The 15361-nt window shown below is 72.4% G+C and carries 10 protein-coding genes; 4 read left to right on the forward strand and 6 right to left on the reverse strand.

The window, feature by feature from the left end:
• Positions 1–2334: a beta-xylosidase/alpha-l-arabinosidase gene (locus tag RWH44_RS14425; protein ID WP_316005110.1), complete on the forward strand. Its 2334-nt coding sequence runs from the start codon at positions 1–3 to the stop codon at positions 2332–2334.
• Between the two features lie 307 nt (positions 2335–2641).
• Positions 2642–4210, forward strand: coding sequence for a deoxyguanosinetriphosphate triphosphohydrolase family protein (locus tag RWH44_RS14430; protein ID WP_316005111.1), 1569 nt, complete (start codon positions 2642–2644; stop codon positions 4208–4210).
• A 97-nt stretch (positions 4211–4307) separates the two neighbouring features.
• Here the strand turns inward: RWH44_RS14430 and RWH44_RS14435 are convergent, their stop codons facing one another.
• Entirely contained in the window at positions 4308–5390 is a 1083-nt protein-coding gene (locus RWH44_RS14435) for an SDR family oxidoreductase (RefSeq protein WP_316005112.1), read from the reverse strand.
• 94 nt (positions 5391–5484) lie between these two features.
• Here RWH44_RS14435 and RWH44_RS14440 point away from each other — a divergent pair, with 94 nt between their 5' ends.
• Complete coding sequence (locus RWH44_RS14440; RefSeq protein ID WP_316005113.1) at positions 5485–5994, forward strand: hypothetical protein; 510 nt, start codon at positions 5485–5487, stop codon at positions 5992–5994.
• A 743-nt stretch (positions 5995–6737) separates the two neighbouring features.
• On the opposite strand, the gene araA is transcribed toward RWH44_RS14440, so the two are convergent.
• The 3 genes from araA to RWH44_RS14455 are packed head-to-tail and all read right to left on the reverse strand — an operon-like array spanning position 6738 to position 10554.
• On the reverse strand, positions 6738–8249 hold the full coding sequence (araA, locus tag RWH44_RS14445) for an L-arabinose isomerase (protein WP_298874081.1): 1512 nt from the start codon (positions 8247–8249) through the stop codon (positions 6738–6740).
• A 20-nt stretch (positions 8250–8269) separates the two neighbouring features.
• On the reverse strand, positions 8270–9841 hold the full coding sequence (locus RWH44_RS14450) for a xylulokinase (RefSeq protein WP_316005114.1): 1572 nt from the start codon (positions 9839–9841) through the stop codon (positions 8270–8272).
• On the reverse strand, positions 9838–10554 hold the full coding sequence (locus RWH44_RS14455; protein ID WP_298874083.1) for an L-ribulose-5-phosphate 4-epimerase: 717 nt from the start codon (positions 10552–10554) through the stop codon (positions 9838–9840). The genes RWH44_RS14450 and RWH44_RS14455 overlap by 4 nt, the downstream gene beginning before the upstream one ends.
• A gap of 131 nt (positions 10555–10685) precedes the next feature.
• Between RWH44_RS14455 and RWH44_RS14460 the strand changes: the two genes are divergently transcribed.
• The gene (locus RWH44_RS14460; protein WP_316005115.1) at positions 10686–11531 is read left to right on the forward strand and encodes an NAD(P)/FAD-dependent oxidoreductase; all 846 of its coding nucleotides are present in this window, start codon (positions 10686–10688) and stop codon (positions 11529–11531) included.
• Positions 11532–12335: 804 nt separating this feature from the next.
• On the opposite strand, the gene RWH44_RS14465 is transcribed toward RWH44_RS14460, so the two are convergent.
• A complete protein-coding gene (locus tag RWH44_RS14465; RefSeq protein ID WP_316005116.1) occupies positions 12336–13325 on the reverse strand; it encodes a LacI family DNA-binding transcriptional regulator in 990 nt (329 codons plus the stop codon).
• A gap of 385 nt (positions 13326–13710) precedes the next feature.
• A complete protein-coding gene (gene xylB / locus RWH44_RS14470; RefSeq protein WP_316005117.1) occupies positions 13711–15105 on the reverse strand; it encodes a xylulokinase in 1395 nt (464 codons plus the stop codon).
• Between the last annotated feature and the right edge of the window lie 256 nt (positions 15106–15361).

A 15361-nucleotide genomic window follows, 5' to 3' on the forward strand; every position in this document is an offset into this window, starting at 1 on the left:
ATGACCATCCAGAACACCGACGTCGGCGCCGCCCTGCCCGGGACCTCCGCCCGCGTGCGGGCGCTCGTGGCCGACATGACCCTCGACGAGAAGCTCGCTCAGCTCGTCGGGTACTGGGTCGACCAGGGCGACGAGGTCGTGGCCCCCCTCTCGGGCGAGAAGGTCACCTCGACCGCCTACGTGGATGCCACCGCGCACGGCCTCGGCCACCTCACCCGCGTCTACGGCACCCGCCCGGTCGACCCGATCGAACGCGCCGAGTGGCTGTGGGGCGAACAGCGGCGGCTGAAGACCGAGACGCGCCTGGGCATCCCCGCACTGGTGCACGAGGAGTGCCTCACCGGTTTCGCGGCGTGGAAGGCGGCGACCTTCCCCACGCCTCTCGCCTGGGGCGCCTCGTTCGACCCGGATGCCGTGGAGCTCATGGCATCCGCGATCGGCCGCTCGATGCACGACCTCGGCGTGCACCAGGGGCTCGCTCCCGTGCTCGACGTCGTGCGCGACGCGCGCTGGGGGCGCGTCGACGAGTGCATCGCGGAGGACCCCTACGTCGTCGGCACGATCGGCACGGCCTTCGTGCGCGGACTGCAGGCGTCCGGGGTGCACGCAACCCTGAAGCACTTCGTCGGCTACTCCGCCTCGCGCGCCGGGCGCAACCACGCTCCGGTGTCCGCCGGGCAGCGCGAGCTGCAGGACGTGTTCCTGCCCCCGTTCGAGATGGCCGTGCGCGACGGCGGGGTGCGGTCGGTCATGAACTCGTACACCGAGATCGACGGGGTGCCCGTGGCCAGCTCGCGCGAGCTGCTCACCGATCTGCTGCGCCGCCGCTGGGGCTTCGACGGCACCGTGGTCTCGGACTACTTCGCGGTGGAGTTCCTCCGCTCGATGCACGGCATCGCCGCCGACCGCGGTGAGGCCGCGCAGCTCGCGCTCGAGGCGGGCATCGACGTCGAGCTCCCGGGGCCCGACGCCTACCCCTTCCTCGCGGAGCGGGTGGCATCCGGGGCCCTCCCCGAGGCGGTGGTCGACCGCGCCGTCGCGCGCGTGCTCGCCGAGAAGGAGGACCTCGGGCTCCTGGATGCCGACTTCTCCACGCCCCCGCCGAGCATCGACCTCGACGACGCCGAGCACCGCGCGCTGGCGTACCGGCTCGCTGTCGAGAGCGCGGTGCTCCTGCGCAACGACGGCGTCCTGCCGTTGCGGGAGCCCGGGCGCATCGCCCTCATCGGCCCGAATGCCGACAGCGCCGAGGCGCTCATGGGCTGCTACTCGTTCGCGAACCACGTGCTCGCGCACCACCCCTCGTTCCCGCTCGGGTTCGAGATCCCGACGGTGCGCGAGGCCGTCGCCGCGCGCTTCGGCGAGGTCGCGTACGCCGAGGGCTGCGCGGTGGAGGGCGCCGACGCCTCCGGCATCGCCGCCGCCGTCGACACCGCGCGCGACGCCGACGTCGCGATCGTCGTGGTCGGCGACCGCGCCGGGCTTTTCGGTCGCGGCACGGTCGGCGAGGGCAACGACGCCGACTCGCTCGACCTGCCCGGCGTGCAGCGTCAGCTCGTCGAAGCGGTCGTCGCGACCGGGACCCCGGTGGTGCTGGTGCTGCTGACCGGCCGCCCGTACGCGCTCGATTGGGCGCTCGACGGGGCCGCGGCTCCGGCGGCGGTGCTGCAGGCGTTCTTCCCCGGAGAGGAGGGGGCGCCCGCGCTGGCCGCGCTCCTGACGGGGGATGCCACCCCCTCGGGGCGCCTGCCCGTCTCGCTCCCCCGCTCGGCGGGGTCGCAGCCGTATTCGTACCTGCACCCCCTGCTCGGCGGGCCGTCGGGCGTGACCAGCACCGACCCGACACCGGTGCGGCCGTTCGGGTTCGGGCTGTCGTACACGACGTTCGCGCGGCGGGAGCTGCGGGTGGACGGGGTCGGCTCGGCCGGGGGGTCGGCATCCGGTGCCTCCGCCGAGGTGCGGGCGGGCGACGCGTTCACCGTGACGGCACGCGTCGAGAACACCGGCGCCGTGCGGGGAGCCGATGTCGTGCAGGTGTACGCCCACCGCGCGGTCGCGAGTGTCACGCGGCCCGTCGCGCAGCTCGTCGCGTACGCGCGCGTCGAGCTCGAGCCGGGCGAGCGCGCCGAGGTGCGCTTGACGGTGCCCGCCTCGCGGCTGGCGTACAGCGACCGGGCGATGCGTCGCGTGGTCGAGCCGGGCGAGGTGGAGCTGCGGCTCGGACCGTCGTGTGCGGAGGTCGACGAGGCCGTCGGGCTCCGTATCACCGGCCCGACGTACGAGCTCGGTCTCGACGACGCCCGCGTGGTCGACGTGGAGGTGCGGCGGGGCTGACTGGCGCCCCGCCGGGGTATCGCGCCATCGCCCCTGTGTGCACAACTCCTGCAGAAGCGACCGAACCGGTCCCCGCCGACGTCTCCTGTCGTCTCACGCAGGAGTTGTGCACGCCCCGCCTCCCAGCCCGTGCTGACCCGTTCTGCCGGCCGCTCCTCCGGTCAACGAGCACAACTCCTGCAATCTGGCGTCACATCAAGCCGCTGGCGCCGTAACGGTCGATTTCTGCAGGAGGTGTGCGCGCGGCGAACGGCCACCGCATACGCGTTAGCGTGGATCCACGCCATCGACGCCGCGAGAGGACCGGATGACGCTGCACGACGAGACCACGCCCCCGGCGGCGGACGCACCGCCCCTGCCCGCCGACCCCGCGCGCGTCGAGCGGGGAACGGTCGTCGGCAATCCGGCATCCCGGGTCTTCCCCGACCACGACGATGCCCGCGCGGATCCGTGGTCGATCGACCTCGAGCGCATCCAGTTCTCGCCGTATTTCTCGCGCCTGTCGGCGGTGACGCAGGTGGTCTCGCCGTCGATCTCGGGCGCGCCCGTGCACAACCGCCTCACGCACACGCTGAAGGTGAGTGCGATCGCGCGCGTGGTGGCCCTGCAGCTGAACACCCGTTCGCGTCGGGCCGGCGAGGGCGACATCTGCAACGCCACGGTCGTCGAGGCCGCCGCCTACGCGCACGACCTCGGCCACCCGCCGTTCGGCCACCTCGGCGAGTCGACGCTCAACCGCCTCGCGCGCGAAGAGCTGGGCCTGCCCGACGGGTTCGAGGGCAACGCGCAGACCTACCGCATCCTCGTCTCGCTCGACGTGGTCGAGAACGCCCCGCGCGGGCTCAACCTCACCGCCGCCGTGCGGGCGGCCTCGGCGAAGTACCCGTGGGCGCCGTCGGTCGACGCGGCCGACGTCGAGCGGATCGGCCCGCCCCGCGGCATCCGTCGCTCCCCCGACGGGGCGTATCGCGTGCACAAGTACTCCGCGTACGACCTCGACCTCGAAGACCTCGACGACGCGCGCGAGGGAGTGGATGCCGAACCCCTGCGCCAGAGCATCGAGGGCGCCGTGATGGACCTCGCCGACGACATCGCGTACTCGGTGCACGACGTCGACGACTTCTATCGCGCCGGCATCCTGGATCACGCCCCGATCGCGGCGGAGTTCCGCGGCTGGCTCGACGACGTGCTCGAGTGGCGCGACCGCGACGACGCCGAGGTGCGCGCCGAGCTCGCGCCGGGCGCGGGCCTGGAGCGCCTGCGCCGCAAGATGCGCCGCGACGACCCGTGGATCGCCGACGACGAGGCCTTCCTCGCCGCTGTGAGCGACGTGGATGCCGAGATGGTCACCGACCTGCTCGCCCGCCCGTTCGACGGCTCGCTGACGGCCGAGCGCCGGCTCGCCGCCTTCACCGACCGGTGGATCCGCCGGTTCCAGGAGTCCGCACGCCTGCGCCCGCTCGACACCCCGCGCGCCGGCCCCGTCGTGCTGTCGGCGTCGGCCTGGCACCACGTCGAGGTGCTGAAGTTCGTGCACAAGCGCTTCGTGCTCAGCCGCCCCGACCTGGCGATCCAGCAGCGCGGCATGAGCCGGATCCTCGCCCGGTCGGTGCGGGCGCTCGGCGAGTGGCTCGACGACGACCTCGACCGCGCGCGCACCCCGCGGCGCCTGCGCGAGCTCATCGCCCTCGCTCGAGAGCAGTACACCGCCCTGTCCGCGGAGCGCCGCCCGTCGGATGCCGACGCGGAACGCCTCGCCCGCTCGCGCGGAATCGTCGACTACGTGGCATCCCTCACCGACGCGCAGGCGTTCGCGCTGTCGGAAGCGATCTCGGGGCGCGCGGATCGCCTGTGGGCGCTGGGGCAGCGGCTGTAGGACCCGGGTTCGCGGCCCATTCCACCCTTCGGCGCGCGGCATTCTCCACCTCAAGCGAAAGGACGCTCCGCGAAGCGAACCGCCGGGAGCCTCACGCTCAGGGGATGAGGCGTGCCGCGCGGTATCGGTCGAACAGGCGGGTGAAGGAGTCCCGCGTGCGGTGGTGCTCGGTGAAGCCGGCCAGGCGGCTCTTCGACATGTCGGTCAGCACCTCGATCTCGCGTCCGAGGTCGGCGTCGGTGTGCCACCACGAGGCGACCCGGGCGAGGTCGGGCTCGACGAGACCGTAGTGCTCGACGATCTCGGCCCACACCGGCGCAGCATCGGCCATCTGCTGCTCGAACGGGCGCGGGGCGGTGTCGAAGCCCTCCGCCTCGACCCCGAGGTCGGCGGCGATGCGCGGCCACATCCACCGCCACCGGAAGACATCGCCGTTGGCCGTGTTGAACGCCTCGTCGGCCCCCTCGGGGTGCGTGGCCGCCCACACCATCTGGGCGGCGAGCAGATCGGCATCCGTGACATCGGTCACACCGTTCCACTGCGTCTCGCTGCCCGGGAAGACCAGCGGCCGGCCGAGGTGCCGGCTGATCGCCGCGGCGACGGCGATCGTGAGCCCCATGTTCATCGCGTTACCGACCGCGTGGCCCAGGACGGTGTGCGAGCGGTGCACCGACCAGGTGAAGCCCTGGCGCCGGGCGGCCGCGAACAGCTCGTCCTCCTGCGCGTAGTAGAAGTTGTCGACCTCGAGCCGGGGCTCGTCCTCGTGGAACGGCGTGTCGGGCATCGCGCCCTGGCCGTACGCCTCGAAGGGACCGAGGTAGTGCTTGAGTCCCGTCATGAGCGCCACGTGGCGCACCGGGGCGTCGGAGAGGGCGGCGAGCAGGTCGCGGACCATCCCGCCGTTGACGGCGATGTTCTCGGCCTCGGTGTCCTGCCGCGACCAGGCCGTGAAGAACACGTGGGTGACCGGGATGCCGCTCAGCGCAGCCCGCAACGAATCGGGTGAACGCAGGTCGGCGGAGCGCCACGTGATGCCTGCGCGCCCTGCTCCCGGCCGGCGGGACAGCGCCGTCACCGCCCATCCGTCGTCGGAGAGGCGGTCGAGCAGGGCGCCGCCGGCGATGCCGGTCGCGCCGACCACGAGGGCGTGTGGGGTGTCAGTCACTGCGGGGGTTCCCATCGGTCGGGGGGGGTGAATCGTCCGCAACGACCGGTGAGGCGGGGGTATTCCGACGCGGCGCGTCGCACGTCGCGCCCGCCGATACGGTGGGGCGATGAGACGACGCGCGATGGCCGCCTGCGCCACGACGGTTCTGCTCGGCATCCTCGTCGGTTGCGCGACGACCCCGCCCGCGCAGCGCGCGCTCGGATACGGCTATCCGGGCACGTGTCTTCCCGACCAGCTCAGCTGGCCCACTGATTTCCTCGAGTCCCTCCCGGGGGAGTCGACGGGCACCGTGGTGGGTCTTCGACTCGAGTACCTCGACGAGAAGTGGGTCTGGCGCGTACGGAGCGTGACCGGGAACGATCCGACCCGCGGCGAGGAGGCCCTGCTCGATGTGCAGACGCTCGAGAAGCGCGCGTCGCAGGAGGTCGACCTCACCGATGCCGAGCGGAGAGTCGGTGCGCCCTCCGCGTGGGCCGCGGCCCAGGAGTCCGGGGAGACGTACCCGAGCCCCCTCATCATCGACATGCGGCGGGTCGTCGACGACGGGGCTCCCGCGTGGCAGGTCACGACGTGCAACACCGAGACGAACGCGCAGGCGGAAGTCATCGTCCGGTGAAAACGGCGGGGTGTTCGTCACCCTCGTGCCTAGGGTGAGCCGATGAGACGGGGGTCGTCACGCGCACGGCCGCGCAGCCCGGGCCCAGCGGCATCCATGTCCCGAAAATGGTCAGTCCAAAGCCTGACAACCCCCCACCAGTGGGACACGCACCGCCAGAAGTGGGACATGCCCACGCACACGGCCGCGCAGCCCGGGCCCAGCGGCACCCATGTCCCGAAAATGGTCGGTCCAAAGCCTGACAACCCCTCATAAGTGGGACACGCACCGCCAGAACTGGGACACGCCCACGCACACGGCCGCGCAGCCCGGGCACAGCGGCATCCATGTCCCGAAAATGGTCAGTCCAAAGCCTGACAACCCCCCATAAGTGGGACACGCACCACCAGAACTGGGACACGCCCACGCACACGGCCGCGCAGCCCGGGCACAGCGGCATCCATGTCCCGAAAATGGTCAGTCCAAAGCCTGACACCCCCCCCCCATAAGTGGGACACGCACCGCCAGAACTGGGACAAGGGTCCCGAACACCGGATGCCATGGACCCCGCGCGCGAAACGTGATCGCAGCCCGCACGCGGAAATGCCCCGGAACCGGCGCAGCCCACCGCTGCGGAGGTTCCGGGGCACGGTCCGTGCACCGGGATGTCCGACGGACGCCCCGGTGCACGCAAGGCGCCCCGAAGATCGAGGCGCACGCGCCGCGTCGCCCCGGGGCCGTGCGGCGGCCCGGGGCGACGGGTCTTACAGGCCCTGGGCCAGGCGGTAGTACGCCTGGTTCCAGCGCAGCTCGCTCTGAAAACCGCGGACCGTGGTGTCGTCGTCGATGACGACGAGCTCGGTCTTGGCGATCTCGGCGAAGTCGCGGAACACCTCGATGCCCACGGCCGTCGTCATGACGGTGTGGTGGGCGGCACCGGCGGCGAGCCAGCAGCCGGCCGATGTCGCGAAGTCGGGGGCTGGCTTCCACACCGCGCGGCCGACGGGGAGCTTCGGCAGGTCGGGGGCGTCGACGTTCTCGACGACGTTGGCCACGAGGCGGAAGCGGTCGCGCATGTCGCTCATCGCGACGACGAGCGCGGGGCCCGCGTCGGCGGTGAAGACCAGGCGCACCGGGTCGTCCTTGCCGCCGATGCCGAGCTCGTGGATCTCCAGGCGCGGCTTCTTCGTCGTGAGCGACGGCGACACCTCGAGCATGTGCGCGCCGAGGATGCGCTCGTTTCCGGGCACGAGGTCGTAGGTGTAGTCCTCCATGAGCGAGGCGCCGCCGGGCAGGCCCGCACCCATCACGTTCGCGACGCGCACGAGGATCGCCGTCTTCCAGTCGCCCTCGGCGCCGAAGCCGTAGCCCTCGGCCATGAGGCGCTGCACCGCGAGACCGGGCAGCTGCTTCAGCGCACCGAGGTCTTCGAACGACGTGGTGAAGGCGCCGAAGCCGCCCTCCTCGAGGAACGAGCGCAGGCCCAGCTCGATCGCCGCGCCGTCGCGCAGCGACTGGTGACGCGCGCCGCCGGGAAGCAGCTCGGAGGCCACGTCGTAGCTGTCGACGTATTCCTGCACGAGCGCGTCGATGTCGGCATCCGAGGCCTGCTCGACGGCCTCGACGAGCTCGTTGACGCCCCACGTGTTGACCTGCACGCCGAAACGCAGTTCGGCCTCGGTCTTGTCGCCCTCGGTGACAGCGACGAAGCGCATGTTGTCGCCGAAGCGCGCGAGCTTGAGGGTGCGCGCGGCGGTCCAGCCGGCGGCGGCGCGCTCCCAGTCCTCGATCTGCTGACGCACGGCCGGGTTCGACACGTGGCCGACGACCGTCTTGCGCGAGACGCCCAGGCGCGTCTGGATGTACCCGAACTCGCGGTCGCCGTGCGCGGCCTGGTTGAGGTTCATGAAGTCGAAGTCGATGTCGTTCCACGGCAGCTCGACGTTGGCCTGCGTGTGCAGGTGCAGCAGCGGCTTCTGCAGGGCGTCGAGCCCCGCGATCCACATCTTCGCGGGGCTGAAGGTGTGCATCCACGCGATGACGCCGATGACGTCGTCGCGGCCGTTGATCTCCAGCGCCATGCGGCGGATGCTGTCGGAGTCCTTCAGCACGGGCTTCCAGACGACCTTCACCGGGAGACCGTCGAGGCCCTCGACGACGGCCTGCGACTGCTCGGCGACCTGCTTCAGGGTCTCCTCGCCGTAGAGGTTCTGGCTGCCGGTGACGAACCAGACCTCGTAACCGTCGAGGTCGTTCTTGAGCTTCGTGCGGGTCATGACTGTTCCTTTTCGGGTGTTCAGAGGGATGCCACGGCGGCGGCCTCGACGGCGAGGCCTGCGCGGTAGCGGTCGAGGTAGGCCGAGAATCCGGCTACGTCGGCCGGGTCGGGGTCGACGGTGGTGATGGGCGCGTCGGCGAAGACGACCTCGGCGAGGTAGGTGTCGAGGTCGCGGCCGGCGCCGTCGGCGACGTAGGCCGCGAGCACGGCCATGCCCCACGCGCCGCCCTCGGACGCCGTCTCGGCAACCGCGACGGGAGCGTCGAGCGCCGCCGCGAGGAAGCGCTGGGCGACCCCGGCGGTGCGGAACATGCCGCCGTGGGCGTACATCTTCTCGAGCGCCACTCCCTCGGCGTGCAGCACGTCCATCCCGAGGGCGAGCGTGCCGAACACGCCGTACACCTGCGCGCGCATGAAGTTCGGCAGCGTCAGGCGGCTGTCGGGCGTGCGGACCACGAGCGGGCGGCCCTCGTCGAGGCCCGCGATGGGCTCGCCGGCGAGGTGGTTGTAGGCCAGCAGCCCGCCGGCGTCGGCCTCGCCCTCGAGCGCGGCCGAGAAGAGCGCCGCGTACGTGGCATCCGGGGTCGCGGGGGTACCGGCCGCGACGGAGAACGCGGTGAACATGTTCGCCCACGCGGCCAGCTCGCTCGCGCCGTTGTTGCAGTGCACCATTGCGACCGCGTCACCCACGGGCGTCGTGACGAGGTCGAGCTCGTGGTGCACCTGCGACAGCGGACGCTCGAGCACGACCATCGCGAAGATGCTCGTGCCGGCGCTGACGTTGCCGGTGCGCGGAGCGACGGCTCCGGTGGCGACCATGCCCGTTCCGGCGTCGCCCTCGGGCGGGGCGAACGGGATGCCGGGCTGCAGCGTTCCGCTCGGGTCGAGCAGCGCCGCGCCCGCAGCGGTGAGGCTGCCCGCGTCGGCGCCCGCGACGAGCACGCGCGGCAGGAGGTCGGTCAGGGCGGGGACGCGTCCGGCGGCGAGGGCGTCGTAGCGGGACACGAGCTCGGCGTCGTAATCACGCGTCGCGGAGTCGATCGGGAACATGCCCGAGGCGTCGCCCACGCCGAGCACCTTCTCGCCCGTGAGCTTCTCGTGTACGTAACCGGCGAGGGTCGTGAGGAAGCGGATCTCGGGCACGTGGGGCTCGGCGTCCACGACCGCCTGGTGCAGGTGGGCGATCGACCAGCGGAGCGGAATGTTCACGCCCAGGAGTTCCGTGAGCTCCGCCGCGGCGACACCGGTGTTCGTGTTGCGCCACGTGCGGAAGGGGGCGAGCAGCTCGCCCTCGGCGTCGAACGCGAGGTAGCCGTGCATCATGGCCGAGACGCCCATCGCGGCGTACCGCTCGGGAGTCACGCCGTAGTGCTTCTGCACGTCGCCGACGAGCTCGGCATAGGCGGCCTGCAGGCCCGACCAGACGGCATCCAGCGAATAGGTCCACAGCTTGTCGGCGTAGACGTTCTCCCACTCGTGGGAGCCGACCGCGAGCACCTCGGCGTCGGGGCCGATGAGGCACGCCTTGATGCGGGTGGAACCGAGCTCGATGCCGAGCGAAGCGCGGCCTTCGGTGATGAGGGCATTCATCGGCGGTCGTCCGTGCTCTGTCCGTAGACGTTCTGGTAGCGGTTGTAGAGGGCGTCGATCTTGTCCTGCGGGATCGGGACGAGGGGCCCGGCCTCGCGGGCGTAGTGCACGGTGCGGGCCGCGTCTTCGCACATGACGGCGGCCTTGACCGCGTCTTTCGCGCTGACGCCGATGGTGAACGGACCGTGGTTCTGCATGAGCACCGCGCGGCTGCGGTGTCCGCTCAGGGTCTCGACGATGCCGCGACCGATCGAGTCGTCGCCGATGATCGCGAACGGGCCGACCGGGATGGGCCCGCCGAACTCGTCGGCCATGCCGGTGATGACGCACGGGATCTCCTCGCCGCGCGCCGCCCAGGCCACGGCGAAGGTCGAGTGCGTGTGGACGACGCCGCCGACCTCGGGCATGTTTCGGTAGACGTACGCGTGCGCGGCGGTGTCGCTCGAGGGGCTGCGCTCGGAGCCGGGGGCACCCGGGATGGCGTTGCCGTCGAGGTCGCAGAGGATCATGTTCTCGGGCGCCAGGTCGTCGTAGGAGACACCCGAGGGCTTGATGACGAACAGGTCGGCGCCGGGGACGCGGCCCGAGACGTTGCCTCCGGTCCAGATGACGAGGTTGTAGCGCACGAGCTCGGCGTGCAGTCGCGCGACGTCGGCGCGGACGGCGTCGATGGCCTCCTGCACCTCGGGCGCGAACGTGGCGGCATCGGACACGCGGGTCTCCTTCGACGGGGTTCGGGGTGGCGAGGCGTGACGCCCTCGCGACCTGATGTTACCGGTAACATCCCATGGATGCGAGCCCGAGATCACGGCGATCCCATAGTCCGGCCCGGCACGATGTCCGCATGACGAGGTTCGCGAAAGTGGCGGTCGTCGGCGGAGGACCCGCCGGGCTGCAGGCCGCTCTGACTCTGGGCCGGATGCACGTGGACACGGTCGTCTTCGACGACGGACGTGCCCGGAACTCGACGTCGGCCCGCATGCACAACGTGCTCGGGTGGGACGGGACGGACCCTGCGCGGCTCCGTGCGGCGGCGCGCAACGAGCTCCAGCGATACCCCTGGGTGCGCGTCGTCGACGACGCGGTCCGCGGGGCGCGCCGCGAGACGGACATCGAGCTCGACACCGCCGACGGGCCGTGGCACGCCGAGAACCTCCTCATCGCCGCCGGGGTGGAGGATGCGCTCCTCCCGATCCCGGGGATTACGGAGCTCTGGGGCGACCTCGTGCTGCCCTGCCCGTACTGCCACGGCCACGAGCACGCGGAGGGGCCCATCGCGGTGATCTCCTCTGGCGCGCACGCGACCCACGTCGGAGCGCTGCTACTCGGCCTCACGGACGAGGTACCGCACTTCGAGCCCGGGGAGGTGGCATCCGTCGCGCGCGTGAACGATCGAGCCCTCATCACCCGCCACGACGGCCGGGCATCAGAGGTCGCGGCGGTGTTCATCCCGCCGAACCCGAGGCCGCGGTCGAGCGTCGCCGCCGACCTCGGCGTTCACGTCGAGGCGGACGGGATCGTCGTGGATGCGCTCGGGCGCACGAACAAGCCCGGCGTCTGGGCGGCGGGAGATGTCGCGCGCCGCCTCGATCCGCGCATTCCCGCGGCCGTCGTCACCGCGATGGCTTCGGGCCTGACCGCGGCGGCGGACATCGCCGCTACGGTCGCGCCGCCGCCGCGCGAGAGGTGAGCCGGGCCGTCGCTCGCGACACGGGTCAGCGTGGCGCCGGACCCCCGGCGCGTGCAGCAGATCGCCGCGCACGACAGACCCGTCGTAGCGTGGACGAATCCTGCGCGCCGGCGACCCTCTTCCCGTGCGCCCGCGACGCGTCGTCGTCGAGGGCGTATCGGGCGTAGGCAAGACGACCCTGGCGGGCCGGATCGGAGAGGTGGCCGGCATCCCGCACACCGAGATCGACGCGCTTTTCCACGGTCCGAGCTGGACGCCCCGGCCGGAGTTCCTCGATGACGTGCAGGCCCTCGTCGCGTCCGAGGCGTGGGTCACCGAGTGGCAGTATTCCGCGGCGCGGTCGCTGCTGACTGCGCGCGCCGACCTGCTGGTCTGGCTCGACCTCCCCTTCGCGACCGTGACGCTCCCCCGTGTCATCGCGCGGACGCTCCGGCGCCGCCCGGGTCGCGAGCAACTGTGGAACGGCAACATCGAACCCCCACTGCATACGTTCTTCACCGACCCCGAGCACATCGTGCGGTGGTCGATCTCGACCCGCAACAACTACCGCGAGCGCATTCCGGCGGTGCCTGCCGATCTGCCCGTGGTGCGGCTGCGCACCGTGCGCGAGGTGGAAAGTGGCTGGCCGGCCCGTTCACGGATGCCGCGCGCTGACGGCCCCCGGAGCACCGTGTCAGTGGGGCCTCATCGCACCGTGGCGCGGAGGCAACGTGCCAAACTCCTGTCATTCGTCGATGCCCGCGGCCGAAGCCGCCGTTCCGCGGCACGCGACGGCAGAAAGTCAGGAGTTTCGCTCGGCCCAGCTCATCGCTGCGGAAGCGAGACGTCGCGCGGCGCCGCCGCGGAGTCCCGCATCACCAGCACGGGCGAAGCCGGCGGTGCCGCCGCGTCGCCGAGCACCGCGGCGACGGCGTACTCGGCCTCGCCCTGGACGTCCAGGCGCACGGTGCTCAGCGCCGGCGTGTAGAAGGCGGCATCCGGGTTGTCATCGAATCCGACGATCGACACGTCGCGCGGAACACGGACGCCCCGCGCTCCGAGGCCGGCCATGAGCCCCAGCGCCATCTGGTCGTTGGCCGCGGCGACCGCAGTCGCCCCGTCGGCGAGGCGTGCGGCGACGACCTCGGCGAGAGCGGAGCCCGAAGCGGCGCTCCAGTCCCCCTCGACGCGGTCGACGAGGCTCAGCCCCCGGCGGGCGACGGCGTCGGCCACGCCCGCTGTGCGCGCGAGGGCTTCGCGCCAGTCCGCCGGTCCGGAGACCTCGACGAGGCGCCGATGTCCGAGGTCGGCGAGATGCTCCACGACGAGGGCGGCCGCATCGCGCTGGCGGATCCCGGACTCGCCGTACAACGGCACGAGCGGCACGTCGTACCCCTCGAGGGGCGTCACCCCGTGCGCGGCGACGAGCACGATCCCGTCGACCCCCTGGTCGAGCAGGTGTCGCACGGCCGCGTCGATGTCGGCGGGGTCGTCCGAGTCGGTGTACGCGGTCGAGATCCAGCGCCCGCGCGCTCGAGCCGCCCGCTCGAGCGCCGCGATCCCGGCCGACGGACCGTGCAGGACGGCGTCGGATGCCACGACCCCCACGGTGCGCGTGAGGCTCGTGCCGAGGGCGCGGGCGGCGTTGTTGACGCGATAGTCGAGGGAGGCGACCGCCGCGAGCACGCGCTCACGGGTCGCGTCGCGGATGCCCGGATAGTCGTTCAGCACCCGCGAGACGGTCTGCGTCGACACCCCCGCGGCGGCGGCGACCTCGCGCACGCCGATGCGCTTGGTCCCGATCTCGCCGCTCATGGTGACTCACAGTAGTGGCGCGCGACGCCGTGGTCGGCCCCGGCGGCTCGCGGAAGGATCTGTCGGCGCACGGCCCGTCGCCGGCTTCCGGCGCACGCATCCCGCCCGCGCGACCCCGCGGCGTCCTCGACCGGGAGCGGCGGCAGCCGGGCTGGCCGCAGGTCCCGCCGCCACGTCACCCTCGACATGGGAGCGCTCACGCGAAGAACCCGCCGACGCCCCCCTTACAAGGCGTCGACGGGTCCGGTATCACTCTGGCGCATTCCGAGCGCCCGATTCCACTCCGGCGGCGGGGTTCCACCGCGTGTCGCCCCGAAACGGCGCGGATGAGCTCCCGAACACCGGAGACGGGACGCTCCTCACCCCGCCGCCCGGGACGGGGCGCTCAGCTCTCGGCCGCGCGAAGCGCCGCGATCACGTCGTACCGCGCGCGGATCTCGGGCCGGTGATCGGGCTCGACGGCCCGGGTCGTGGCCACCGACCACTCGACGGGACCGCTCGCCAGCACCCCCGCGGCCTGACGGGCGGCGCCGAGCGCGACGTACTCGCCCGCGGACGGCACCACGATCTCGGCGTCGAACACCTGCGCGGCGATCCGCGCGACGCCCTCGTTCGCGGCGGCCCCGCCGATCAGCAGGATGCGCCGCACCTCGACGCCCTGCGCCTGGATCGCCTCGAGCCCCACGGCGAGCCCGCCCAGCATGCCCTCGATCGCGGCGCGCGCGAAGTTCGCACGGGTCGTGGATGCCAGAGTCAGCCCCGTCAGCGACGCCTGGGCGTGCGGCAGGTTCGGCGTGCGCTCCCCCTCGAACCACGGCACCAGCACGACGCCACCCGCGCCGGGCTCGGCCTCGAGGGCGAGGGCGCCGAGCTCGTCGTGCGACACACCGAGCAGGCCCGCGAAGGCGTCGAGCACGCGGGCGGCGTTGAGGGTCGCGACCAGCGGCAGGAACTTCCCGGTCGCGTCGGCGAAGCCGGCCACCGTGCCGGTGGTGTCGCGGCTCGGGGCGTCGGAGACGGCGAAGACCGTGCCCGAGGTGCCGAGCGACAACACGACATCGCCCACCCCCGCGCCGAGGCCGAGGGCCGCGCCGGCGTTGTCCCCGGCACCGGGGCCGACGAGCGCCCCGCCCGGCAGCGCCCCGGCGCTCTCCCACGGCCCGAGCACGCGCGGGCGCACCGCGTCGTGGCCGAGCGCGCGGACGAACAGGTCGACGTCGTAGCCGTCGACGCCCCAGTAGGCGGTACCCGAGGCGTCGGAACGATCCGTGACCAGCTCCTCGAGCACCGCGTTGCCCGGACCGAACCCGCGCAGGCGCCAGGTGAGCCAGTCATGCGGCAGCGCGACGGCGGCGACGCGCGCGGCGTTCTCCGGCTCGGCATCCCGCAGCCAACGCAGCTTCGTTCCGGTGAACGACGCGACCGGCACGGCACCCGTGCGCTCGGCGAACTCGGCGGCGCCGACCTCGTCGATGAGGTCGCGCGCAGCCTGCGCCGAGCGGGTGTCGTTCCACAGCAGCGCGTCGCGGATGACGGCGCCCTCGGCATCCAGCACGACCATGCCGTGCTGCTGTCCGGCGATCGAGACCGCTGCCACGTCGTCGAGGCCTCCGGCCTGGGCGATGGCATCCTGCAGCGCCGTCCACCACGCCTCGGGGTCGACCGAGGTGCCGGCGGGGTGCGAGGCGCGTCCCTCGCGCACCACCCGACCGGTCTCGGCGTCGACCACGACGACCTTGCACGACTGCGTCGACGAATCGACTCCCATGACGAGCGCCATGCTCTGCCCTTCTCTCCGCCGCGCCGCCAGTGGCGCGGCCCGTGTTCCGCACGGAGGCCCATGCCTCCCGTGGTGTCGAGTGTCCAGGAAACGCCGCGAGAGCGGGCCCCTTCACGGCGTGCCATGGACTCTCGACGAGCAAGAAGCCGCGGACCCGAGCCGCGGCCGCCGCCCGTCGAGTGTCCGGGAAACGCCGTGCCGAGCAAATCCGACACGGCGTGTCCTGGACACTCGACGAGCTGCGGGAGGAGGCGCC

The organism is Microbacterium phycohabitans, from assembly GCF_032464935.1.
Lineage (GTDB): Bacteria > Actinomycetota > Actinomycetes > Actinomycetales > Microbacteriaceae > Microbacterium > Microbacterium phycohabitans.

Bases quoted from the DNA above. Each gene is read 5' to 3' on its own strand.
- RWH44_RS14425 (WP_316005110.1), top strand. From the start codon at position 1: ATGACCATCCAGAACACCGACGTCGGCGCCGCCCTGCCCGGGACCTCC.
- RWH44_RS14430 (WP_316005111.1), top strand. From the start codon at position 2,642: ATGACGCTGCACGACGAGACCACGCCCCCGGCGGCGGACGCACCGCCC.
- RWH44_RS14435 (WP_316005112.1), bottom strand. From the start codon at position 5,390: ATGGGAACCCCCGCAGTGACTGACACCCCACACGCCCTCGTGGTCGGC.
- RWH44_RS14440 (WP_316005113.1), top strand. From the start codon at position 5,485: ATGAGACGACGCGCGATGGCCGCCTGCGCCACGACGGTTCTGCTCGGC.
- araA (WP_298874081.1), bottom strand. From the start codon at position 8,249: ATGACCCGCACGAAGCTCAAGAACGACCTCGACGGTTACGAGGTCTGG.
- RWH44_RS14450 (WP_316005114.1), bottom strand. From the start codon at position 9,841: ATGAATGCCCTCATCACCGAAGGCCGCGCTTCGCTCGGCATCGAGCTC.
- RWH44_RS14460 (WP_316005115.1), top strand. From the start codon at position 10,686: ATGACGAGGTTCGCGAAAGTGGCGGTCGTCGGCGGAGGACCCGCCGGG.
- RWH44_RS14465 (WP_316005116.1), bottom strand. From the start codon at position 13,325: ATGAGCGGCGAGATCGGGACCAAGCGCATCGGCGTGCGCGAGGTCGCC.
- xylB (WP_316005117.1), bottom strand. From the start codon at position 15,105: ATGGCGCTCGTCATGGGAGTCGATTCGTCGACGCAGTCGTGCAAGGTC.